The sequence below is a fragment of the Pseudomonas mucoides genome, assembly GCF_015461845.1.
Taxonomy (GTDB): domain Bacteria; phylum Pseudomonadota; class Gammaproteobacteria; order Pseudomonadales; family Pseudomonadaceae; genus Aquipseudomonas; species Aquipseudomonas mucoides.
The window spans coordinates 1-23132 of record NZ_JACOPW010000010.1; the positions used below are offsets into that span (position 1 = coordinate 1).

31 protein-coding genes are annotated in these 23132 nt (G+C 52.5%); 27 read left to right on the top strand and 4 right to left on the bottom strand.

From position 1 onward, the window contains the following. Window positions 1-590: 590 nt before the first annotated feature. The 6 genes from H8F22_RS28655 (at window position 591) to H8F22_RS28680 (ending at window position 5024) form a co-directional block, all read left to right on the top strand. A complete protein-coding gene (locus tag H8F22_RS28655) occupies window positions 591-905 on the top strand; it encodes a hypothetical protein (protein ID WP_078465910.1) in 315 nt (104 codons plus the stop codon). 69 nt (window positions 906-974) lie between these two features. Further along, window positions 975-2012, top strand: a complete 1038-nt coding sequence (locus H8F22_RS28660) for a COG3904 family protein (protein ID WP_078465909.1) — start codon at window positions 975-977, stop codon at window positions 2010-2012. Window positions 2013-2298: 286 nt separating this feature from the next. Then, window positions 2299-2550 (top strand): YheU family protein, encoded by a 252-nt coding sequence (locus H8F22_RS28665; RefSeq protein ID WP_078465908.1) that lies wholly within the window; start codon window positions 2299-2301, stop codon window positions 2548-2550. A gap of 112 nt (window positions 2551-2662) precedes the next feature. After that, on the top strand, window positions 2663-3325 hold the full coding sequence (locus tag H8F22_RS28670) for a hypothetical protein (RefSeq protein WP_153045969.1): 663 nt from the start codon (window positions 2663-2665) through the stop codon (window positions 3323-3325). Window positions 3326-3449: 124 nt separating this feature from the next. Continuing rightward, a complete protein-coding gene (locus H8F22_RS28675) occupies window positions 3450-3761 on the top strand; it encodes a hypothetical protein (protein ID WP_011923225.1) in 312 nt (103 codons plus the stop codon). Window positions 3762-3911: 150 nt separating this feature from the next. Next, complete coding sequence (locus H8F22_RS28680) at window positions 3912-5024, top strand: tetratricopeptide repeat protein (protein WP_169904125.1); 1113 nt, start codon at window positions 3912-3914, stop codon at window positions 5022-5024. Here the strand turns inward: H8F22_RS28680 and H8F22_RS28685 are convergent. Then, window positions 5021-5206, bottom strand: a complete 186-nt coding sequence (locus H8F22_RS28685) for a hypothetical protein (RefSeq protein WP_116827419.1) — start codon at window positions 5204-5206, stop codon at window positions 5021-5023. The two genes, H8F22_RS28680 and H8F22_RS28685, sit on opposite strands and share 4 nt — an antisense overlap. 323 nt (window positions 5207-5529) lie before the next feature. Between H8F22_RS28685 and H8F22_RS28690 the strand changes: the two genes are divergently transcribed. From H8F22_RS28690 to H8F22_RS28735, 10 genes are all read left to right on the top strand, one after another. Beyond that, window positions 5530-5928 (top strand): response regulator, encoded by a 399-nt coding sequence (locus H8F22_RS28690; RefSeq protein ID WP_011923228.1) that lies wholly within the window; start codon window positions 5530-5532, stop codon window positions 5926-5928. A 199-nt stretch (window positions 5929-6127) separates the two neighbouring features. Beyond that, the gene (locus H8F22_RS28695; protein WP_011923229.1) at window positions 6128-6571 is read left to right on the top strand and encodes a hypothetical protein; all 444 of its coding nucleotides are present in this window, start codon (window positions 6128-6130) and stop codon (window positions 6569-6571) included. Window positions 6572-7487: 916 nt separating this feature from the next. Then, window positions 7488-7991: a hypothetical protein gene (locus tag H8F22_RS28700; RefSeq protein ID WP_169904126.1), complete on the top strand. Its 504-nt coding sequence runs from the start codon at window positions 7488-7490 to the stop codon at window positions 7989-7991. Between the two features lie 121 nt (window positions 7992-8112). Next, window positions 8113-8808, top strand: coding sequence for a hypothetical protein (locus H8F22_RS28705; RefSeq protein WP_169904127.1), 696 nt, complete (start codon window positions 8113-8115; stop codon window positions 8806-8808). Continuing rightward, window positions 8805-9257 carry a hypothetical protein gene (locus tag H8F22_RS28710; protein WP_011923235.1) on the top strand — a complete coding sequence of 151 codons (453 nt, stop codon included), beginning with the start codon at window positions 8805-8807 and terminating at the stop codon, window positions 9255-9257. Before H8F22_RS28705 ends, H8F22_RS28710 begins: the two co-directional genes overlap by 4 nt. A 31-nt stretch (window positions 9258-9288) precedes the next feature. Then, window positions 9289-9678, top strand: a complete 390-nt coding sequence (locus H8F22_RS28715) for a hypothetical protein (RefSeq protein ID WP_078465903.1) — start codon at window positions 9289-9291, stop codon at window positions 9676-9678. Between the two features lie 100 nt (window positions 9679-9778). Next, the gene (gene rdgC / locus H8F22_RS28720; protein ID WP_078465902.1) at window positions 9779-10699 is read left to right on the top strand and encodes a recombination-associated protein RdgC; all 921 of its coding nucleotides are present in this window, start codon (window positions 9779-9781) and stop codon (window positions 10697-10699) included. 44 nt (window positions 10700-10743) lie between these two features. After that, entirely contained in the window at window positions 10744-10989 is a 246-nt protein-coding gene (locus H8F22_RS28725; protein ID WP_078465901.1) for a hypothetical protein, read from the top strand. Beyond that, window positions 10982-11674: a hypothetical protein gene (locus tag H8F22_RS28730; RefSeq protein WP_169922125.1), complete on the top strand. Its 693-nt coding sequence runs from the start codon at window positions 10982-10984 to the stop codon at window positions 11672-11674. Before H8F22_RS28725 ends, H8F22_RS28730 begins: the two co-directional genes overlap by 8 nt. Before the next feature lie 469 nt (window positions 11675-12143). After that, window positions 12144-12677: a hypothetical protein gene (locus H8F22_RS28735; RefSeq protein WP_078465898.1), complete on the top strand. Its 534-nt coding sequence runs from the start codon at window positions 12144-12146 to the stop codon at window positions 12675-12677. 44 nt (window positions 12678-12721) lie between these two features. On the opposite strand, the gene H8F22_RS28740 is transcribed toward H8F22_RS28735, so the two are convergent. Further along, window positions 12722-13096 (bottom strand): hypothetical protein, encoded by a 375-nt coding sequence (locus H8F22_RS28740; RefSeq protein ID WP_169904129.1) that lies wholly within the window; start codon window positions 13094-13096, stop codon window positions 12722-12724. A 13-nt stretch (window positions 13097-13109) separates the two neighbouring features. After that, the gene (gene csrA / locus H8F22_RS28745) at window positions 13110-13298 is read right to left on the bottom strand and encodes a carbon storage regulator CsrA (protein WP_011923241.1); all 189 of its coding nucleotides are present in this window, start codon (window positions 13296-13298) and stop codon (window positions 13110-13112) included. Window positions 13299-13485: 187 nt separating this feature from the next. Between csrA and H8F22_RS28750 the strand changes: the two genes are divergently transcribed. Both H8F22_RS28750 and H8F22_RS28755 read left to right on the top strand, forming a co-directional pair. After that, entirely contained in the window at window positions 13486-13896 is a 411-nt protein-coding gene (locus tag H8F22_RS28750; RefSeq protein ID WP_116827411.1) for a hypothetical protein, read from the top strand. Window positions 13897-14171: 275 nt separating this feature from the next. Further along, complete coding sequence (locus H8F22_RS28755) at window positions 14172-15239, top strand: replication protein (protein WP_228758995.1); 1068 nt, start codon at window positions 14172-14174, stop codon at window positions 15237-15239. Window positions 15240-15335: 96 nt separating this feature from the next. Here the strand turns inward: H8F22_RS28755 and H8F22_RS28760 are convergent, their stop codons facing one another. Then, window positions 15336-15581, bottom strand: a complete 246-nt coding sequence (locus tag H8F22_RS28760; protein ID WP_155007412.1) for a hypothetical protein — start codon at window positions 15579-15581, stop codon at window positions 15336-15338. Window positions 15582-16657: 1076 nt separating this feature from the next. On the opposite strand from H8F22_RS28760, the gene H8F22_RS28765 reads away from it, so the two are divergent. The 9 genes from H8F22_RS28765 (at window position 16658) to H8F22_RS28805 (ending at window position 23099) form a co-directional block, all read left to right on the top strand. Beyond that, entirely contained in the window at window positions 16658-17101 is a 444-nt protein-coding gene (locus tag H8F22_RS28765) for a hypothetical protein (protein ID WP_078465895.1), read from the top strand. Further along, window positions 17101-17511, top strand: a complete 411-nt coding sequence (locus H8F22_RS28770) for a hypothetical protein (protein WP_078465894.1) — start codon at window positions 17101-17103, stop codon at window positions 17509-17511. The genes H8F22_RS28765 and H8F22_RS28770 overlap by 1 nt, the downstream gene beginning before the upstream one ends. Beyond that, window positions 17508-17837, top strand: coding sequence for a hypothetical protein (locus H8F22_RS28775; RefSeq protein ID WP_078465893.1), 330 nt, complete (start codon window positions 17508-17510; stop codon window positions 17835-17837). Before H8F22_RS28770 ends, H8F22_RS28775 begins: the two co-directional genes overlap by 4 nt. A gap of 433 nt (window positions 17838-18270) precedes the next feature. Next, on the top strand, window positions 18271-18666 hold the full coding sequence (locus H8F22_RS28780) for a response regulator (RefSeq protein ID WP_078465891.1): 396 nt from the start codon (window positions 18271-18273) through the stop codon (window positions 18664-18666). A gap of 8 nt (window positions 18667-18674) precedes the next feature. Next, entirely contained in the window at window positions 18675-19307 is a 633-nt protein-coding gene (locus H8F22_RS28785; RefSeq protein WP_169904130.1) for a hypothetical protein, read from the top strand. Beyond that, window positions 19304-19651, top strand: a complete 348-nt coding sequence (locus H8F22_RS28790) for a hypothetical protein (protein WP_011923250.1) — start codon at window positions 19304-19306, stop codon at window positions 19649-19651. Before H8F22_RS28785 ends, H8F22_RS28790 begins: the two co-directional genes overlap by 4 nt. Window positions 19652-19661: 10 nt before the next feature. Then, window positions 19662-20129, top strand: coding sequence for a hypothetical protein (locus H8F22_RS28795; RefSeq protein ID WP_169904131.1), 468 nt, complete (start codon window positions 19662-19664; stop codon window positions 20127-20129). Window positions 20130-20742: 613 nt separating this feature from the next. Further along, the gene (locus tag H8F22_RS28800) at window positions 20743-21162 is read left to right on the top strand and encodes a hypothetical protein (protein WP_169904132.1); all 420 of its coding nucleotides are present in this window, start codon (window positions 20743-20745) and stop codon (window positions 21160-21162) included. Window positions 21163-21278: 116 nt separating this feature from the next. Next, complete coding sequence (locus H8F22_RS28805) at window positions 21279-23099, top strand: PRTRC system ParB family protein (protein ID WP_324188478.1); 1821 nt, start codon at window positions 21279-21281, stop codon at window positions 23097-23099. Window positions 23100-23132 lie beyond the last annotated feature (33 nt).

Genomic DNA, 23132 nt, shown 5'->3' on the forward strand with positions numbered 1-23132 from the left:
GCCTGGAAAGTGTCCGGATGGCCGTGGAATCGGTGTCCGGATGCTCGTGGAATGAGTGTCCGGATCAGCGTGGAATCACTGTCCGGATGTGCGTGGAATGGGTGTCCGAGTCAGCGTGGAATCCGCACTCCAAGCAAAAGCCTGGCGCGATGCAACAGAGTCGAAGCTTGGTATAAAGCCAGGCAGTCTCAGATCTAGATCAGCTGGGAAACCTTGGTCTGGGGTTTCACTGATCGTTTCTAAATCGCCTATGGGGCGCTCTTACTGGGGGAGCAACCATGTGCTTGGACTGAAACCCCTTCGGGCATACATAGGCAAGCGATCTTACACTGCGGCCTACCATGACCTGATCCGGCGCATTGCTGAACGGGATGGCATACCTCTACCGGACGAATTACCGTCTCCGCCCCCACCTCGTGCTGATCAGTACCGCCGTATGTCAAAGGCGGGGCTCACAGACATTCCACAGCCAGCGCGTAGAAGGGCAAGCCGCTTAAAGAGCTAAGCTTCGAATTCGGACGCCACCTTTTGACTGGTGATTTTGAATCTTTGCGGTACGTTGTCCTCAAGTATTCCAGGACACATCGATAATGAAACCCTTCGCCTTTCTGCTGCTCCCACTTCTACTGGCTGGGTGCGGCGACAGTATCAATGGCGCCTACCAGGCCTCTATCCAGTACGCCGAAGAAAAGCCGCGCCCTGTGGGGTTGGCGATTATTCAAAAAGACCAGATCATCGCAGATGGCCGCGCTGTTTCGATTTCCGAATGGAAGCGTGAGGGTGCCACCTTTACCGCCTTCGACACCCAGGGTAAGCGTCTCGCTCAACTCAAGCGTAATGATGATGGTGACCTTGTCCAAGCGCTACCAATGAGCCGCGTCATCTACCATAAATTCGAGTTCTGAGATCGAGCTCCTACTACAGGATGCCCGGCCTCAATTCTTTGGTCAGTGGGCGAGCCTCAGGAATTTAGAATGCGCTTCTTCCTCTGCGGGCTGCTCGCAGCCTCCGTTTTCAGCGCTATTTCTAGCGTTGCTACAGCAAACGATATTGAGATTTTACCTTCGGCTACTGCAGGAGCCTCTTCCCCTCCAGAGGTATACCTGGCTGGCGAAATTACTGACGACACCGTCGCACAGCTCGCAAGTCTAATACCGAGCAGAGGCTTGGCTGGTTCAATCGTGTATTTGGACTCTGCCGGCGGAGATCCTCAAGCTGGTATGCGGCTTGGTGAGCTTATCCGCGGGTCTAGCATGAACACCGCTATCGGCAAGCCGGGGAAAACATCTGGACGCCCCTCCCCCGGGAAATGCATGAGTGCCTGCGTCCTAACTTATGCTGGCGGTAAGTTCAGGTTCATTGATCCAGCTTCCCAGCTAGGGATTCACCGGTTTTACCGGCGCACCGCACAGTCGACGGATCTTGATGTTGCTCAGGTGCTCTCCGCGGCCATCACTGCCTACTTAATCAAGATGGGCGTAGTGCCTGCCCTTTTCGAAAGAATGGTCCAAGTCGGCCGAGGTCAGATGGAGCTTCTTTCGCACTCTGACGCCGCTAGGCTCAACCTAGTGAACAACGGTGTGCTTCCGGCTGAATGGGGTATCGAAGGAAAGCAGGGGCAGGTCTATTTGATGGGGCGTCAGCAGACCTGGAACGGCACAGGCAAGCTGATAATGTCGTGCGCTCCAAATCAGCGGGTGAGGTTTTCAGCCCTTTATGACGCCGGCGATAACAACGGCTTTATCACTCGCAACGCCACGAACTACACCCTACGCATTAACAAGCAGTTCTTACCGATTGCTTCCCTGCAGGGAAAACCATCAGTCAGTGGTGACTATGTACTCGCCAGTTTCACCCCTAACGATTCAATGCTGTGGGCCATTTCCGGTGGCGAACAACTCGGTTTTGGTTTCCACACTAAGGATTCCAACACGTTCTACGGCTTCTTGGTCGATGCAACAGGCGAGCAGGACCTGGTCAGAAGTTGGATCAAGCACTGCACAGACCGCTAGGGGTTCTGCCACGGCCTGGATGAACCGAGGATTCTCTATCATTCATAGAGGAGCAAACCATGCGATCAGCTGCAGATTTCGAAGCCTCATCCCCGCAGAAGCGGGTATACAGTACCGACGGTACCACTTTCGGAATTTTGACTGGCGGTAGCCGTCGCTGTCAGATGGAAGGCTGCTTGGGGAGAAGCTTTGCTGTCCGCTGGCAAGATGGTCAACTCACCTACCCTTGCAGCAAAGGTCTAATTGATCACTCTTCAGGATCTCTGCAGGTAGGGAGGCAGTTTTAATGATCATCCCTCCCGGGCGTCTCTCACCCGAAACTCTTCAACGGTTGATCGAAGATTTCGTCAGCCGAGAAGGCACTGATAACGGTGATGACTCTACCGAAGCTCAGAAGGTGGCCAGGGTACGCGCCGAGCTCGATGCTGAGTCTGCAGTGATTTACTACGATGCTGAGTTCAGCCAGTGCATCCTCGCGGCCCGTAACCAGGTTCCACCTGAAATGATCAGGGCATGGAAGGAAGAACAGCAGGGATAGCCTCTCGCTAGGGCAGTTTTTAACTGCCCTGGTATGGATTTGCGTCTTGCATTAGGGGGAGTATTTTGTAGCCAGCAACCAATACTGGACTGATGTCCAAGGCCTCACGTCAATGCCAACTCAAGCGCATCAAGCTCTCTACCCTCATCCATCATTGCTTTGCGGATTATCCAGTCTGATTCGTTCACGAGGGCTGGGGAATGCAGCAGTTATCGACGGTCACGTCTTTTTTCATCTGGAGCACACCCCGGTACTGCACTGCGCCCAGATCACCGACGGCTGCGCATCCTGTTCGCCGATTCGCGCACTGATTGGCGCTGATGACCTTGATATGATGCAGATCACTGAAAGTGTGAGCAGGTTCCTTGAGTCTCCTGGCCGCTTTCGCCCCAAGTCAAAGGGGCTAGTTAAAACCTATCTAGCGGAGTGGTCGAATCAGGTAGCTAGGGCGTCCTGTGCAGTTGAGACTGTGCTCAAGATTTTTGACGCCCTGCTCGAGGTAGAGAATTGGTTATCTAGTGACGGACCGGGTGCCTGCGTTATCACTGGTGGCATCGTTATCTGGACTGCCGGCCGACACGGCATGAGCGATCTTCATTTAGCTGTCAATGTAGGAGAACGTCCTAATCCCGATATGACGACTGCTCATCGGTGGGATGCTATATCTGGTGCGTCAAACGCCGAGCTTGAACACTTGTTAGCGAGCCTTGAGCTTTGGAGCACGTCCCCATCGATCTGGAGCTTCCATGGTCGCAAAGTCCCTTCGGTGGTCTGACCAGCGTTGCTGCTTTAGGCTACCCTTAATAGCGACCAACCCCATTGATTCTGCTCTTAACCACAGCGGCAAAGATTGTGCCGGGAAATAACACCTCGGTAGTAGCTACATAGGAGAAATCGTTTTGAACACACCCCCATCTAAGGATGCACTCCGGGAATTCCTAGCATCAAAGTTTGCAGAAGCCGTTGAGCAGAATCCTGATGCCGTCGTGCTCTATGCCGCAGAGCGAGCCCCGGACCCTAAACCTTATGTGAAACGCCCAACCGTCCAGGAAGTGGCGTTCAAGCGCGAGCTCGAAAAAATGCGAGACCACCAGGCGGACAAAACACCAGCTGATTCGGCTACCTCCGTCTCCCCGGCGATCAGAACCAATGCTTTGTCTCTTGATGACTACCCTGGCCTTGTCCAGCCGGCTGAGAACAATGAATTCTGAACCCCTGTTTTGACTGTGAACACACCCTGCTTGGTGTAATGATCTGATTCCCGCAAATGCCGGAATTCCACTTACATGAGTTTCACCAGACTACCTCTTTGTATCCTCACGGTTGCTGTCATAGCTGGGTGTTCATCAAGTACGAGGCCTATGAGTTCCGGCAATCCGTTTGATGAGCCTCTCGCTGCACCTGAGGTTGTCGATTCGGTCTCACGTCAGCCACCACTACCTGTTCCCGCAACTCCGCAAGAGCTGCCCAATCAGGTTGAACTAAGTGATGGGGCTTCAGACCAGCCGGTGGAGTCTGATGTACAGGTTTATGCTGTAGATGAAGCTCCCTACTCTAGCGTCTCTGTCCCTTCTCCAGCTGTGGATACCTCTGATCCTTCGTCACCAGGTCAGACCCAGCCAACCACAACCCCAAGCCAAGCCGATGAGGTGCTTCAAGAGGCGCGCCGGGTTGGACGTACTGGAGATGTTATGGGACAGCTTGCCTTGCTTGAGCAGTCCGGATACATGGGCAATCCAAACGCGTTCTATGAATTGGCAAAGATCTATCTCACAGGCATTGGTGTTGAGAAAGCCCCAGACGCCGCTGTCGGGTACCTCAACTCTGCAATGAACCTGGGTCATTCAGAAGCTACGCGCGTCTTGGGCTGGCTATATGTGATGGGTAACGGGGTAGGCAAAGACGTTGCTTATGGTGAAATGCTGCTAGCTAAATCCGCGGAGACCAGCGTTAGAGCCAAACGTGAATTTGGTATGGCGCTGACTAACCAGCGCATTCCTCATCTGAATGATATGGAGCGAGGGCTCGAATATCTTAAGTCGGCCTCCGAAGCAGGTGATACAGAGGCCGCTAAGGCATTTGCGGCAGCTTTCACAGCCAACCCAGCTTCTGCGCCTGAACCTGAGCCCAGTACCGCACTTAGCGCGGGAGCGGATACAGCAAAGCGGCCTTATGAAGCCAGGCCACGCCAGGCTATTCGGGATGGTGGTGATGAGTTGGAGCAGTTGGGGCGAACAGGCGACACCTCAGCGATCTACCAATATGCGCTCAACCTGTCACTAGGGCGCATACGCGCCCAGGGAGATCCACAATTCAAGGCCTACTGCTGGTATTCCGTGGCTGCCGCCCGCGGGTATGGGCCAGCACGGGAAGAGGTTCGGTCTTTGGCGGGAGTCAGAACCCTCGCCGACAAAAAGTACCCAGGAAGAATGGATGCTTGCATTGCAGAACTGAACGCTGCAATCGATGGCTAGCTAGCGACGCTGGCCGCCGCGCGGCCAGTAACCGTAATCTCGTAACCACCACCAGGCAGTTCAATAGCTTTTACAAAACCGACGCTTTGAAGGCGACGAAGGTGACGCCCGCCCAGCATCGACTTGCGCGAGTTGTCCAGCTTGCTGTTGAGTGCACCGCCCAAGTCTGCAGCAGTGAGCACAGAACCTCCTAGCCCATTCAGTACCTTCAGGGCTTGAAGGTCGAGCTCGGAAATAACAATGTTGGCGGGGCCCCGCGAAAAATTCTGATGTTCGAGTAGCGGTGTTTTGGGGTGTCTCATTAGCTCATGTCTACGCTTACGGGTCGCAGCAACTCTATATGGTCAAGGATCGTAGGCAAGTCATTATGGCCCTTCGAAATTTGAGAGCACTCGTTGCGCTCTGTTGATTGATTAAAAAAAGCACCATCGTTTTGGGTAGCTACTCTACCGTTTATCGGTAACCATGGCCCCGCATGGAGCTCCAATTTCCCCGAGGTTGAGAAATGGCTGATTCACCACTACGCGTTATGATCGTTGATGATTCCCGCACAATTCGCAAAGCTGGCGAAGACATCCTGACCAGTGCCGGATGCGTAGTCATGCTTGCAGAGGATGGGTTTGACTGCCTCACCAAAATCAAAGACTTCGCTCCTGACTTCATCTTCGTTGATGTAATGATGCCCCGAGTTGATGGCTACATGGTCACCCAGGTCATCCGGTCTCACGAACACCTCAATTCAAAACCAGTAGTAATGCTTTCCTCGAAAGACGGGGTTTTCGACAAAGCCAAGGGTATGGCCGCCGGCGCAACTGATTACCTGTCAAAACCGTTCAAGCAAGAAGACCTGATCGCTGCCGTTACTAAGCACGTTCCTACCTTTGTGCCGATTACTACAAAGTGACCAGCAGCACCAATCAGCAATGACCCTATCGATGCCACGGGGCCTTCCATCTTGGCCCCGTTAACCCCACCTTTACATCATTTTCCATCTCAACCCTTGTAAACTCAGATTCACACGTTATCCCAGTATCACAGGCCAACGGCCTACCAAACAGGGTGTCAATGTCGACCCCTTCTGTGATCGCTTCGGGAGAACACGTATGACTGAATCACTTCTTCGTATTGCCTACTTCGCCATTGGCATCTACACATTTGCGAGCGCGCTGCTCACAAGCACCATTCTAAGCCGTGCGGATACCCTATCGGCTGTCGAAAAGCTCAGTCTGAGCAGTATCTGGGTGTCGTTCGTTGCCTTCGTTCTGATTGTAACTTGGGCCTCGAGGGCTGCCGCTGCAAAACCCGGTCACAAACTTTCCGAGTCATTCCTACGCGTCTCGTTTCTAACGATGGGGCTCTTCTTCGGTACCTGCGCCGTTGCAAGCACCATGGCTTTGACCGCATCCAACAGCGCACTTCAGGATTGGTTCTGCGTTGGTGGCCTGTGGTTCGCATTCGTAAGTTTCTGCGGGATCCTTTTGTTGCCCGGCCGTATTGGCGGCAAGGTAGTGGCTGCTGAACTTTCCACAGACGCGCATTCCGCATAACCGTTTTGACGTGATTCGGTCGCTGTAAAGTGTCAAAGTTGGATCAATATCCAGTGAGTCCAACGAGGGAACATGACGGATCTACAGCAAACTCATAATGCGTTTGGCGGTTTGGACGGCTATAGGGCCGTCCATGAGGCTCTTTCCCGAGCTCTTGCCGAGCCCGCTGCCCAAGGCGACCACGCACACGGTGCTCGCGCAGGATTTCTCCTTAGTCAGATTGCTCCTCAGGTGCAGGCCTTGCGCTCAGGCTCAATCACTCAAGCTCTGGAAGACGCTGGTGTGCCTCAGGAGTACCTTAATCTCCTCGCCCCATACCTCGTTCCTCAGGCAGAGCCGCCTCAGACCCTTGTTCATCAAGTGGTTGCGCTCTAATGCGAGGCACATTCAAATCTCAATTCCATTTTCAGGACTTGCCGACGACAGAACATATGGTTGTCTCTGGCGCGGAGCCAGGTGATTCCTTCATTGTGAATCAAGCTTCGATTCTTGTTCGCCACCCAATTGGTGATCAGTTCGCTTACACAAGCAACGACGCTTCGGGCGTATTCCTGGTGTGCTGTGAGATCGATGGGGCCGTTGTTGAAACCTTCGTCAAATTTCATAATGGACTGGTCACTTCCTGCGATAACAACCACTCACAACCCTGTGGTTACCGGTTCGCTCCAACCTGGATCAGGTCACATCGACTTGATCGGCCTGATGCAATCCGCACTCCCGAAGCCACTCATCTCGTTTCGCTTATTCGTGCTGTGGACGCCGGCGTGATTGTTGACCTTTCCTCAGATATGGATCGACTCATGGTTGCGCTCGCCCTTTGCCATGTCGACCTTTTAGGCGCGTTCACTCCAGCTCAGGCTTGGGCCTTCCTAGACGAGGCGCACATCTGCGCAGTGAGTCAGTGGGCTCGGTAGCATTGTCTGAATCGATTGTTTATTTAGACTGGCAGTTTCGCTACGCCCTTATTCAGAACGCTGATAGCCTTGAACGTATCTATAATACGAGACAAGTCATGCAGACTGATTGCACTGACGTCAGCGAGCATGTCACCCGCACGCTAGGCGTCCTTCAAGAACTGCCTCACGGCCCTTCTCATCAACGCCCTTTGAGTCTTTCTAACGATGGGGTCAACCCTGCTGAGAATAGCGGCTCACCTGATCATTACCTTAGGATTCTCCTAACCAACATAGCCAATGAGGTAGGCGCAGGGTTCCTCTCAAGCGTGAACCCTGCGCTCCTCGAGCAGTTTTGCATTATGACCGTCCTCAGAGGAGAGCCTGGCGGCAAGATGCTCAACGACTTGCTTTCTTCATTTCTCAGCTCCTATGCCGATCCAAAGAGCAGTGATTCAGCTGTTGACCTTCTCGGTGATCTCATTGGTCTTTCTGGCACCGCCCACACTCCTTCACCCGCTATTTAGAAACGTTCGGACCGCTCAATCGAGCCGTAACCAGAATTGGGGCCTAGCCCCTTTTTTGGTGTGAGGCTTCTGCCACGCGACAAGTACGTCTCCAATGGGGTTAATTTCTAGGAGTGTACTCATGAACACCACCATCTCTTCCCGCTCTACTACACCCCAGCTCGGATTCGATTTCCCCACTGGCATGGCCCTTTCTGCCGGCATCAACAAGTCTGGATCAAAATCCATCCCGGATCTCGACCTTACCAACCCAACTGGGATCGCAGCCGGGGAGGCTTTGTCACGAATGATCGTTGATGATCGCGTTCTCCACATGGGCATGACGACCTGGCGAGCTCTACTCGACCGTGCGATCTCTCTCGGGCACACAGAGTTGTATCCCTCTGAAAGTGGTCAGGTAGGCCTTCGCACCCCTGGTCTTCGTTTCGGACCGATCCAGCGCATGCCGGACCTGGGCCCGCAGTACGTCATTCAGTCAATTTTCAGAAACCGCCTCGATTCCCGCCTTAAAACAGAAGAGCAAGTGAAGTCTGGGCGGGTAATTGTCCAGGGCACGACCAAGGTTGAACTGGTCGTGCTCCAGGAGACGATGACTCTCTGCCTTTTCTTGGGCCGCAAGCAAATTGGGGCTCTCGAACTGGATCTGGACACATTGACAGCGGGTTGCGTGAACGACGGCGCCTCTCAAACCGCGGCATCTCTCACATCAAAGCTGGCCGAGGCCTTTCCCGATGAGGATCACCTCTTGATCACTCGATCGGCCCAGGCCGCCTTTGACCAGGTGCTGAAGGTCTTGGGGATCGGAGGTGTGAAGTGAGCCGACGGATTAACCAAGCTGTAATTCAACATCTGATTGATATTGAACATCGGGATTTAAACGCCGGGTCTGTTACTCCGCGGCTGGTAGAAGCCGCAGGTGAGGCGATTGCTGACGTTCTTCTTGATCATGGGTACCAGCTCGAGAGCAGCTATCGGGACGGTCGCGATGTTGTCCATTGCTACATCAACCCGCGAACAGGCGAGATTCTTGATGATATTGGATTCACTCTCGACCTTATGGATGACGGAGTGGACGGGCCAAACCTGACAGTGCTGTTGCGTACCGACGTGGCTCACACAGCACCCACTTTCGGCTTCTCCGAGGCATTGAGAACAGCCAGATCCTGGTACCTGCCCATGTCGAATATGGCGACTGCTCGCGAACTGTTCTCTGTTGCCGGCGGCCTCAAAACCGAAGCCTGCTTTGTGTGGCTCGCTGCTGCCTAGAACTAGATCATTGCGGGATGGGTGGAGACGTATGAAGAAGAAATCAACCAGCAAGAAGCACAGGCCGTTCAACGCACTACGTGAAGCTAGAAACAAGCTCGGGCTATCCCAGCTTGAGCTGGCTATCGAATTTGACGTTGCCCGTACGACCATCATAACTGCAGAGAAAACATCTCCTCGGCCGTGGATGACTATTGCCTGCCTAGGCCTAGGTAGCCTTATGTTTGTTGATCAAGGGGTGAAAACGCTATCTGGTGAGCGCTTCAGTAGTCTGCGTGAGCGGTTGGGCCTTACCCCTGGTTCCCTCGGATCGAAGCTAGGCTTTGCCGAAAGTACGATCATGACCTGGGAGAGGACATCGCCGCCGGCCTGGGCCCATCCAGCGATGATAGGACTGACAGTTTTATCGCTGGTAGGCTAACCAAGCTCTAATTTCTGAGCGGTTCCTTTGAGTTGGCAAAGGCGGGCAGTGCGTTACCCTGTTCGCCTTCATTAAACTGATTACAGAGGAATAGTGCACGATGTGGTTCAAAAACGTTTTGGTCTATCGGCTGACCCAAGATCTGCCTCTTACCCTCGAGAGCCTTGAGCAAGCGCTGCGTACCAAGGTTGCCAAGCTACCTGAAAGCCAAGTCCTCCAAACTGTTGGCTTCCTTGCTCCTAACAGCAAGAACCCCGACGCTCCCCTTGCTCACGTTGTTGATGGTGTGTTTCTCGTGGCACTCCGGATGTATGAACGTATCCTCCCCCCAGCAGTAGTAGCTGATGCTGTCGCTGAGAAGGTGGAAGAAATCGAGCTCAGTCAGCTGCGAAAGGTCTACAAAAAGGAAAAGGATCAGATCAAGGACGAGATCACCCAGGCCTTCTTGCCGCGCGCCTTCATCAAAAAGGCAACAACCTACGCTGCCATCGATCTCAAACAGAACCTGATCTATGTGAACACCTCGAGCCCTAAATCGGCAGAGGCACTTCTCTCGACATTGCGAGAGGTGCTGGGCAGCCTGCCGGTACGTCCTGTAGCAGTCAAAATTGCACCAACGGCCACCTACACTTCCTGGATCAAGACCGAGAAGGCTGCTGATGATTTCTACGTCCTCAGCAACTGCCGTCTGAACGACATCAGTGAGGACGGCGGGGAAATCCAGGTCAAGAATCAGGACCTTACATCTGACGAGATCAAACAACTGCTCGATAGCGGTAAAATCGTCAGCCAGATCAATCTGGCTTACAAGGACTTGCTGAGCTTCACTGTGAACGACAAGCTTGCAATTCAGGGCCTCCGTTTTGAATCGCTCCTGCATGAGAAGGCAGTTCAGGATGGTGGTGATGATGCAGATTCCCAATTTGACGCATCTTTCCTGCTCATGATGAAAACCTTGAACGAAGCCGTTCCAGCGTTGCTTACCGCCCTGGGCGGCGAGGATATTCCCGCCGGCGTTTAACTGACTGAATAAGGCCCGCCGCATGCGGGCCTTATGGTGAAAGCATGAATGATGTCGACAGCTTTATTCTCACGGTCCTGAAGACCGATGCGCTACCGGACAGCTTCAGTCTGGAGCAAGTCCAAGCTCTTATAGGCTCAGCTTTGGAGCATTCCGCGGACAAACAGTCTGCTCTTGACGAAGAGCGCATTCGCAATCTTCGCTCAGCCCTTCATACAATCGAGGAAACCACCACAGATACTGTGGCTGGGCTTGCTGCGCGGCATGCAAGGCTGTTAGATGATGACTGATGCCTACCAGCCGATAGCCGCGACTCAAATCCAAGCATTGCAACCCTTACTGGCTGGCTTCACCAAAGGCCTCATTGATCTAGCTACCCGCATTGCCAGCGGTCTTGCTGAGGTAGGTCTACCTACGAGCTTTGATCTGCAGGGCGACTGGGTAAAGCTCACTTTACTGACTGATCAGGGGGGCATCACCTTTGCCCTCATGGAGCCTGAGGTGTGCGGGTTATCGAACGAGGCTTTACCGATGCGTGTAGGGGTTAGCTTGTCGTTCGGTATTCCGGACGGAAACGAACTGACCGATAAGCCGGACACGATGTTCTACTTGCCGGCTTCGTTCACCGTGGATCAGCTCTTGGCACTCGGCCGAGGTCAATTTTCACCACTGCAGTTCACAGAGCTGTTGAACATGTCGGTGCGCCATGCCATGTCATCTCCACGTGATAAGTTCCCTCGCTCAATCCTCCTGATGATCGCTGAGCGAACTTCTTTACGTGACACTGGGGTTCGGTATTTTGAGCTTTGGACCCAGTCCCGTGGGGGTGTAGACATTCAACAACTACGCCCTACCAACAACCCGCACATCGCTGCAGCTGAAGCACGCACGCTTGGCTTCCAGCCAACTATCTATCGTTGCCAGTCAGGATTGTTCATCAGCTTTACGGAGACTGATGCAGGGGTGTTTTTATGAGAAGGCCACTCAGCGCTGGGATCGGTCTGCTGATCACCTTGAGCCTTGTTCAGGTGCAAGCACGTGCAGCACCTGTAGAAACACTGCCCAAACCAATACGGACCTCGTTGAAAACCGATTCGATAGTCTGCTCGCATCCCGAATCCCTATTCCTCATATACGAGGCAAGCTCTATTGCAATGGCCGGCGGGGGTAGCGATGCATTCAAAGCCTATTTTGCGGCTGCTGGGAACGTGTTCGAAGCACGATCTGAGTGTCTGGTCCAATCCCAGAGCATCGAGGTGACAGTAGAGGGTTACACCACGATTAATAATCCACTAAAACCCGAGCCAGTGGTATACGGGCGCTTTGGAATTGAGGGTTCGGATAATAAGGTTTGGGCCACGATTGGAAACCTCCCGGCCTTTGAGAAGGATGCTTTACGCTCGGGGTTGGTGAAATCATCCGCCCAAATAGCGGATACCCCACGATGAAAGACGCCTTAGCTGCTGTGCTTGGCGGAATATTGAATGGTTTTGAACAGGAGAGCCATGAAGCATACCTGGGTCTGGCCGAAACAGATTTCTATGCAAAGCTCGCTCAGGATATCGAAGAACGAACGCCCGAACGTTTCTCGATGCACCTGAGTGTCGAGCATATGAGAGCTGTGGACGGCTTGCTCCTGGCGAAACTTGGGGGTAACTCGAGTGCAAAATTCCTGTTTAAGCATGGGGATTTTATTGAGTCACATGTAAGAAAGGCCATCGAGCGTGCTGAAGGTTTTTCTTGTGGGGCAGATAAAACCAGAACCGTTATGCGTACGTTGGCTCGGCATCTTGTTGACGGCATCGCCATTGATCACGATTACTCAGGTGAGCGTACATACCACCTGCCAACAACAGTGCTTACGAACCAGGTTGAGGTCTTAAGTTTTTTCAATGGGCTGCACCGTCTATACTACGGTGATCCTGTCCCTTACCTTTCCCACCTGATGGCCTATCCACCCGCCAGCGCTATTTCATAATCAGGCGGTGACCGCGGCCGGCGAGCCTGGCCGCGTCAACCTCGTCATCGAATGGCGCAGTATTCCTTAAGGTCAGCGATACGTTCTTGTGAATACATGTCGCCCGACGGGAGCTTTCGAGTCTCAGTACGCTCAGTGGTTTGAGCTATACCCGGAATTCCGTCTCGGGCCTGTGTGATGGTGTAAACAAGGCGTACATCGTGACAAGGCTGAGGCTCACAACCCTTTTCTGAGGAGCAGATTTTTGCTGACTTCTCGACTAATGCATCAATCTGCCGGCACTCGATATTTGAGAACCCAGCCTTGCATTTGAATCCTTCAAGCTTGAGATCGTTGATCAGGCTCGCCATCGCCGGGCTTGGATCGGTTATCCAAGCGGATGTACATCCAGCTAACGATGCAACGGTCAATAGAAGCATGGCTGTTGTCGTTCTAGGCACTGCCCTTCTCCAGCTGGCGCTGATCTTGAATGCGTTGATAGATCTCATCTCGATGAACATCAACATCCTTCGGAGCAGTGATCCCCAAGCGGACCTGGGTACCAACGCAGCTCAGGACAGTAATCGTGATGTCATCACCAATCTTGATTGATTGACCGCTGTTTCGAGTAAGTACGAGCATGTTGCCTCCTGTATTGACTCCAAGACCATATCCCCTGCTCGGGTCCGACGCATCCGAAAAATGGTCCTCCGAATTCAGTGCTGGGATTCTCATGAATTCCGACGACCCCTTTTGGCGTGCAATCGAAATATCAGCCGTTATCCTCGGAGGCTGACCTGTTCTCGAGACCAAGACTGTGCAGATTTCAATGAAGAAGATCGTTTTGACCGTTGCCGCCATGGCGATGGCAGCTGCTGCATACGCAGCTTTGCAGCGGCCGGACGATGTGCAAGCACTTGCTACTGCGCAGGTTGAGGATTCCGACACCGTAAGATTGGCGATCGGCAAGGCATTCATTGCTGATCCTAAGTCTTTTGATCTGCCTGCAGCGTCTACACGTTTGGGTAAAGCCCGGCTGGAAGGATATGCGGTCTGCACGCAATCTGCTGAAGCCACTGCGGCCCAATACATTGAGGTTTCTCAGATGCTTGACGCTGTCGCGAACAATGTTCAGGACTTTCAACGCGTCATTGATGGGGTTATGGAATCGAAATCCGGCATGTCTGACTGTGATTTCCGCGTAATCGTAGCTATGGCACAAGCCAACAAGGGTATTTGATCACCCATGCATTCTTCGTCCGCCTTTCGTTATCGTCTTGTCTACCTCCATGTCGGCAGATTGAAAGCGAAGTGCGTAAATTCAAAAGTAAAGTGAGCCAGCTCACTCTTCTTGCTTCAACCGCCGCAATGCATATATGCATCGCGGGGTGCACGGGTAACCCCTAATGGACCACAGCAATCCAAGCACACAGCAACTCCCTGGGATGGAAAATGTATCAGCTTCGGCTGGCCGCCCCGACAACTCTATCGCTGCCAAGCTGCGCAACATGCAACATGCAGCATCGCAACATGCAACGCTCGGCCGGGCCAGATCTGCAGGGCGAACTATTCAACCCATATGAAATCCGACTTGATGATGCTGATCACAGTAATCTGGTATCGATCTACGATGCTCTGCCTCGGTTCAGTTGGGCTTCGAAGACTGTTCGTGACATGAGCCAGATGAGCACCCAGCTTGAGGGCAGCCTCAATGGTCAGCCCTTCCGTGTGGTCATGAAGGCTGTGAGCATGGAGATCCCAATTAAAATCAAAGGAAAGGCGACTGGCCAGACGGAGTGGGTTGGCTTGTACCCCAGCAGCCGCGAAGAGTGTGTTGAGGAGGCTCTTCGAAAGTTCAGCACACAGCCCGGGCGCTTCAATGAGGTGAAGTGCTCTGTTAGCTTCAGCCTTTACGACCTCCGGCAGGAACTCAAGTCTGTAGGCCATACCTACACCTACGATGAACTGCGCCAGGCGCTGGACATCCTGGCAAAATCAAGCTTGACGATACAAACCCGGTCCTCCGATGGAGACGTGATAGACATTACCTCCAACTATCTCCCATTTCTCTACTTGCGAAGCAAGAACAAGAAGAGCAAAAACTACATCGATGTGAAGGATATTTCCGATCAGGAGAAGGGTGACGCCACTCTGTGTATGGCCGTATTACACCCCCTGATCTCACGTGGCATCGAACGGGGCGATTACCGCCTGTACCACTACTCAACCTCGATGAAACTCACGAACAGTCTTGCTAAGACTTTAAACCGGGAGCTTTCAATGCGCTGGCGGAATGCTTCCCCTACCCACCCCTATCGCTTCCACCTTGTTGAGTTTTTGAGTAATACAGCGAGGGGCTTGTCCAAACGCATGCCTGAGGATTATCGGGCGGTGAACATAGCCTTGGCCGAGCTTGTGCAGGAAGGGGTGCTCTCCGAGTTTAAGTCGACACCGATCAAGAAGCCTAAGGGCAAAGGTGCAATCGACTACGTCTACGAAATCCTACCAACTAAAAAGTTTGTCGGGATGATGATCGATGGCCATCGTCGAGAAAACAACCGCCAGCTTGCCCTCACAGCGTAATCAACCGGCATACAGCATTAAGCCCGCATCATGCGGGCTTTTTTGCACTTGCTGAAAACTTCCCCTACACATCTCGGATTTGGGAAATTATGACTTTCAAGCTTTGGTAGCGGCCGTGAGGGTTGCGTCTATTACGCAGCCCGGGCACTGGTTGGGAGAAGTGCGTGCATTTGGCTGTCCAACCAAAGATGCCTTCATCGTCTCAAATTCAGAGGGTGAGAGGTTTCGATAGCCATTGCGCCAAGGGTCGTTCGGAGAATCCAAAAATCTAATACTGCCCTCGTTGCCTGCTGCTCTGACTGACTGTTCAAGCCTTTCATCGATGCTCTGTTTTTCGATCATGGTTTGATTTCCTGGGTCAGCGTTTGACTAATCATAATTGAACCCCTAAGCATCGCTCAATGGATTCAGGAGAACCTTCGTTACAGACCAATTGTAACCGAAGGCTTAGGTGCCATCCTGTTGCGCTCATTAATCCTAAGTCCGCCGCGACAGGTTTGAATAGGCAGCTATAGTTGTATTTCTCTCAAACCAACCTGTTCTGAAACATGTTCCAGGTGCAGGCAAATCAGAAGTCAGGAATGGTGCACGATTGCCGAGCCTAATCTTCTCTCGATACCAAATTATACTCGGTTTCCTTGCCTCCAATCCGAGGACTCTGCGTCTTCATGTCAAGACCTCGCTGTCGAATCACGTTCAAACCTTATTCAAAATCGACATCTGGCCGATCCGCCATCGATCGATTACTGTCATTTGAACAGTCAGGATTGCTCCACGATTCACCAGCGACGATAGCAAGGATTGATGCACGATTCGAAAATTCCAAATCGGTATGTTCCAGGCAGACTTGCATTTCTGCCCGTTCGCGCCCTTTTCTGAATTGACTTCAATGTTAACTGTGTTCTCGGTACCGCTTAGCAAGGATTGCTTCACGATTCCTTGATGTCGAAAGGAATGAACTGTTCTCTGACATTCGTCTCTAATTTTGACCAAGTGAAAATATTTTGTTCTTTTCACCGCTATACAGTAGTAAGCATTGGTTCACGATAGTAGTCAGGATTGGTGCATTCACCCTTTGTATCTCTAGTTATCCACAGAAATTCGGTCTAAATAGCAGCTTTCCTTAGCGAGGATTGGCTCACGATCAAGCTAAGGCTAGTGAGGTTTAGTTCACGATCAGTTCTTATACAGTAAGGATTGGTCCATGATTCCGGCTTCCTTTTTGTCTCTTAATCAGGATTGATGCACGGTTGGAGTCAGGTTTGGTCCACGTTGATACGCTGCAAGGCCCGCTGTTATTGGGTTCCTGAGTTCCTTCCTTCTTTTGTCCTTTTCCTATTTATTCCTTTGATTTACCCGCTTCTGGCACGCGCCCTTACGTAGCTTAATACCCTCAAATTCACTGCGAGGATTTCACTATGGAAGGACTAACCGCCTACGGTCGTTTTGCCGTCATTTGCTTTACGGTCGGGTCACTCGTTGGGAGCTTGGTCATCGGGTATCTGATGCTTACTCCTTCGCCACTACCAGTAGGCCCAACGGTTATCTCTTTCGCTGGCGCTGTATCACCAGCCTGCATCATCGCGTTAGTGATTGCTCGCTCGGTGCGTTCGATGTCATGGCTTCTGGCTCCAACCTTGTTGATTGGAGGGCTTGCAGTCCCTTTGGATTTTGCCTTCGCTTGCTTGCTCGGTTTCTTGAGCGAACGCGGCCTGCAGATGACGATAGCTGGTTTGCTCATGATTTCCATGGTCGCACTAGCAGTCGCTCTAGAGCGGACTTTGATACGAAGCTTGACTAACAAAGCACTCGGGATGCCGGTACAGCCTGGGCATGAAGAGATCTCTGGAGCCGCACGCTAATGAACGCAAAAGCAAGTCCAATTGGCGGCACCCAATCACTGCTCGTACGATCCCAGAAATGGCTCATGTCCAACCCTGAGTTGCTAGATGTGAAGCAAGCCTTATCAGCGATAGTTGCCAAGGTTTCCAAAGGTGCTATCGCCAACGACGATGATTCTCGGGATACCTACGACGCTCTGACTGAGCATTTTGTCGACGGCGGTGGCGACTTATCAGACCTCCCCTCCTACCCTGAAATTCCGATCAGTGACGGCTTGGAAACTAAGCTGGCAACTGTTGGTTCAGCAGGGCTTGATTATGGGAACTTGTACCCCGATCAGGTAACGGTCGCACCGCTGAGCCAGGAGGAAAAGCGAAGCAGGCTGCAAGAGCTCAGATCCACATTGGTTCGCCCAGGAGGTTTCAGATGAGCCCGTTGGAGCAAGCAAAAGAATGGCTCTCGAATGAAAAGCCAAACACTGAAGAAATTCAGCAATCTGTCGACAATCTATGCCACCAAGTGGCGAGGCCACCAAGCGGTTTATCTGTCGAACAGATCATGGCTGCTATTTCTCATCTGATGATGTCGATTGGAAAAGATCCAGCAGAATTGGTTCTCCCAGATCCCCCGCCCAAGGCTTGCCTTGACCTTAGCCCCCTGGGCGGCAACTCCGAGCATTTTGAACCAGAGCTGGACATCGTCGAGCGCCGTAGACGCTTCGAACAGTTGAAAGAGGACCTAAGGTCGCCGTTCTAAGATTCCGCTCGCTTCCGGCCCTTCAGCGACTCCACAGGAAGGCAAGGGGCCGATGACGCCTCGACAAAGAGATCAGCGTCGAAGAATTTTATGGCTTCCCTAAGCTCTGGCTCTTTCAGCAATTGTGCCAAGGCAGGATTGGTGCTCGATATCTGTTCCCATGCCTCACGCTTGTATTTCTCAGCTAGGCCGCTGAGCTTCACATACCTCTCACCCTTTGGCACAACTGGCATTGAATAGGTATTCATCCAGGTTGTAGCGGACTCATCTGCCATGGTTCACCAGCGGTTTTATAGATCAAACCACTGTGCCGGTATTCCCCCTCTCAGCAAGTCATAACGCCCTTCCCGAATTCTGATGAGGTGTTTTGGATTGTCATGTGTGCCGCGGCAGTTAGAATCTGCTCAATCATGGGCCAGAACTGACCATTGTCATGGCAAGAGCACTCATCCTCACTGACGTCGCGTCCGAGGCGTTTCACACTCAGCAGATCCTAAGCGACTTCTTCGATAGGGTTCGTGCGTGCAATACCGTTGCCGGAGCACTTGAGGAAATAGCTGAATCAAAGCCTGACCTGGTGATTGTCTTTGGGCTTGAGGGTTTCAGGTCCCAGCCATTCAAGGCTTTGGCTCAGGTAATAACCGACACCACCCCCGCAATGCTCATGTGTGTTGGTCCTCAGGTTGTCGGCAATGGAGAACCCGAACGGTCAATGATTGTTATCCCTCCGCTCAACCAGACCAATGTCGTAAAAGCAATACACGAACTCGGCCTGGCCGGCATCGTGAACCAATCCTCACTCAACAAATATTGCCTCCCGGCCAATTAGGGATGACCATGCTCAAGTCTTTGTTCAGCCTCACAGCTCTTTGCCTCGCCATCGCGGGCTGTGCTAGCAAGCCCGAGTTCCAGCAGAAAACGTACCAGTACGACTCCAAAGAGCACTCTGGGACCGTAGCTGTTACCGAAACCACCAATGTTCCTGATGAACAGTGCACAGAGCGCTGGCGGGATGAGCGGACTTACCAACCCAATGGTGTTCAACAGATCACCGGTTTTCGGATTGAAATTCAAATCCTTGACCACAGCCCTGACACCTACGGAAACCTGATCAAGGTTGAACTCCCATCAAACCACGGCCGTGATGTCCTGGTGCGCGACTTTCAGAAAGACAAGACTCTCATGGTCGGCGTCGACAAAAATGGCATGGTCAAACAGGGCGATTTGTTCTACTTCCCTGAAGGTTACTTTGTCCGTGCTGCACAGCCTCAGTTCAAAGACGAAAACTTGAGTTTCTGCCTAGGTGTCGATCGGACTTACGTCCCATCTGCAGAGTTGAATACACCTAACCCGCTGATCCACATGGACCGTTTGAACGTCCGATTCAACGGCAAACCTGGTGAAGAGAAGACCTTCAACTTCGGTTCGGTTCAACCGATCAGCGTTAATGTCCGGGCCGTACCACTGTGACTACGAAAACGGTTCTGGTTTTTGCCCCTAATGTCGGTGTGGCCTGTTCGATTGACGGACTGACTTCGATCGAGCTGGCGCAATACGCCATGGGGTACTACGAAAGTATGTTCGAGACATGCCGTGTCTCGTACCCGGATGGGAAGGATGCTTTCCTGATCGACGTTCTTTGCAACGGTTACACCGAATGCCATCAGGTTACAGCTTGGGCGGGTGTTCCTGAGGTCATCGAGTTCGATTTCGACAAATACCCTGCAACCCCAAAAGCGAAGCTTGATCACGCCACCTTTGGTGACGTACCAGCTCTCAAACTCATCATGAGCAAGTTTGCCAATATCCTGTGAGGACTTACCAATGCGTTGGATTGGTTTCATGTTGTGCCTGGTCCCTTTGGTAACCCACGCAGCAACCGCGGAACTGCAGGTCTCTGTGGTTGCAGGTGCTGAAGAGCCACAGGCTTACCACTACGCTCTGGATGGCAACAAATACGAGCTCGACATTCGTGAGAGCCATCGTTACCAGGCAGCATTCAAGGATGGTGCAACCAAGCGGGACGTTTGCCGGGAAGCCCAGTACAAAACTGGTCTGCTGCTCTCTTTGCGATCCTTGCCCAAAGCAGCTGATGGCTCGCAGCCTGTCGAGGTCATCGGTCAGGTCTCAACCCTTGATAGTCTGGTCGACGGCAAGAGTTTTTCCTGCGGTCAAAATCAAGAGGTGAACATGAGTAATAAAGCGTTCTCCGATACCGTCCAGGTTGAGCCCAACCGTACAAAGGTCGTTGTGATCGATGGTAAATACACGGTGATGTTGAAGGTGCTTTAGCACTTTTGAATGTGCTTCGGCATGTATTACGAGGGTTAACGTTTTTTGATCGGTGTGTCCTTGGAGGTCCCCTTGTTAAGACTTTTGATACTCGTATGTGTGTGCGCTGCTATTGCTGCAGCCCTTACGTCCGGATTATGGGGAGGCAAAGGTTGGTTCGTTTGATATTTATGGCTCATTCGTACAACAGGATCCTACTCACCGCCCCCCGGAAAGTGATGTAGACCTTTTCGGCTTTTTAGAGGGTTTCAGAATGTGGCACTACTCGCGTGTTGACTATCTGGGCCCTCATGCCATTTGCATTTTCTGCAACCGGCTTCTGCGGAGCCGCAAAGGAATCGTTATTTCCAACGGGTCTGAAGAGGCCTTTGCCGGCCCTAATTGCGCGAAAAAAATGCTAGGCCCACCAGAAGAACGTCTTCTGGACGTTACTCGCCTTGCGCTGCTCGTAGTCTCCGACGATGACCCGACTTTGCCTCCCGCCCCCTCGACTCTTCCAAGCTTGAAATCAGTTCCGCAGCTTGGGTCTGTACCCAAGACTCAGGTTCAGGTCCGCTCTCCACTTCCACCTCTCGACAAGATCGTTCAGTACCTCAGGCTGAGGTGCGAATTCATGTCCGAATTTGCGCACCATCGATCTCAAATATTGACTCAGGCTTTTGATGCCTATACCCGAACGGGGCAACTTGATGAAGCTGACCGCAAGAGAGTTGCAGGGACGATTCGTAATGCGGGTGAGCAGAATACGGTTTTCAGTGAGGCTAATGTGATGCGTTGCATTGGAGTCAATCACTGGCTTCGTGAGGCTCTGGAGAACACGCACGCCGATCGACGCGAATTTCTGACTGCGATGCTCAATAAACTCCATAGTCAGTGGCATCTCACTGAAGCTCAACTCTCAGCGGTTAACCGCTGGGGTGAGTGGCTACGTAAGAAGGTCCATTCATTCCCCCATCTCGACACCCAGGTATTCAGTGGTGTTGTGGTACCCGAATTTATGAAATCAAAAGGGCAAAGGAAAATAAAACCCTAACCCGGCTCCGTACTTAAACTTTGAACTGGATTTAAAGATAAATACGGACGCTGAGGGTTCTGGCACGCAGTTATGGGGTCAACAATTTGCCCATCCCAACATAACGAGATCCTCCCGTGACGAACCTTTCTCTTGCGACCACCAATGTCCCCCACACCCAAATTGATCCAGCGCTCTCTGGTCAGCGAGTGGCCTGTAATCTAATCCGACGCAATCCAAAGAATGACCCCCGTAAGGGTCGCAATAAGGCCCGCTATGCACAGATGAAAGAAAGCATCCGGGCTGAAGGTGTCATTCAACCCATCTTGTTGCGCCCTATCCTCAATGCTGACTATCCATACGAAGTCGTCTATGGGAACACCCGTTTCGATATCAGCGTCGATCTGGACATATCGGATATCCCCGCGATTATTCGTGAAATGACCGATGTTGAGGCGCGCCGCGCAGCCACCATCGAGAACATCCAGCGCGCCGATCTGACTCCCATTGAGGAGTCGTATGCAGCCGTTACTGAGCTTGCTGATCAGAACAACGATCACGAAGAGGCATGCCGTACACTCGGTTGGTCGCGCTCCAAGCTCGACGCTCGCATCCTTCTGTCCAAATGCTGCGACGATGTTGCTGAAGCCCTTGTGCAAGGGGATATCAAGCTCGGCCATGCCGAACTGCTTGCACCAATGATTCACGATGACCAGCGACTAATCTGTGCCCGTATTGTTGAGCGCAAGATGACAGTTGCCGCGACCCGCGAGCGACTGATCCAACTTTCCGGGGTTATCGCTAATGCCCCCTTCGATACAACTGCCTGCCAAGGCTGCGAACATAACAGCTCGCAATTCGGTGATCTGTTCGGCACCTCGCTTGGTGAAGCTAAGTGCCAGAATCGCACCTGCTGGGAGGAGAAAACGTCCTCGCTCATTAAGGTCAAGCTCATTGAGGCCGAGCAAGAGTACGGAATCGTCCATACCGACCTGACCCTTCCTGACAATGGCTATGTGCTTTTGGAAGACAAAGGCCCGAATGGCGTCGGCATCAATCAATTCACTGCTTGCACAGCCTGCAAGAGCTACGGCGCTGTGGTGAGCACCAAGCCGGGGAACGAAGGGCACATCATCGGTGGCCACTGTTTCAATACGTCTTGCCATAACGTGCATAAAACTGCCTACAAAGCCTTGATCGCTAGCGCCACTGCTGAACCCGCAGCGAATCAAAGCGACAACGCACAATCGCTTAGCCCGACTGGAAAAGCTCCGGCTGCTACCGGCCCAAAGTCGGCAACTAAGCCCGGTGCTAACTCCCCTGCCAAGCCGCAGGAGGTCAAAAAGGCGATCAAGCGCGAGGCATTCACTCTGTTTTCGCAAATGGGCAGTCAGGCTATTCAAGCGAATCCATCCTACTCGTTGGCGATTGCCATCGTTTCGATGTACCTCGACATGCGTTCCGATCTGCCAAGCGAACTGCTTACCCGCTTGCAGAAGGCCCTTGGCTTACCGAATGGTCTGTTCGGGCATGACCGGGCATCTACCGAGGCTGCACTGGCACAGAAACCCGCAGAGGAGCTTCAGGGATATCTGAGCCAACTGGCCGCTTGTACTGTTTTCCGCCGCGACGGCAGCGACCAATTCCAGAAATCGATTCCTGGTGCTCAATCCATTGCATTCATCAAGGCAGCGGGTATGGATCCGGTCGATCATTTTCAGATGACCGAAAGCTACCTCAAGTCCCTGACTAAAGCCGGTGTGGTCGCTGACTGTAAAGCCAGCGGTTTTGAAGCGAAGTATGACGAAGTCAAAGGGGCGAAAGAGTTCGCAAAACTTGTGATGGGCAAGAGCGATGAAATTATCAAGGCCGTCCTAGCATTTGAGGAATTCAGCTGGAAAGGCTATCTGCCAGAGACGATGAAAATCTCTGCTTACGATGGTTCTGGCACAGTCTAACCACCCCCACACTGGCTCCAACTTAACGAGGAA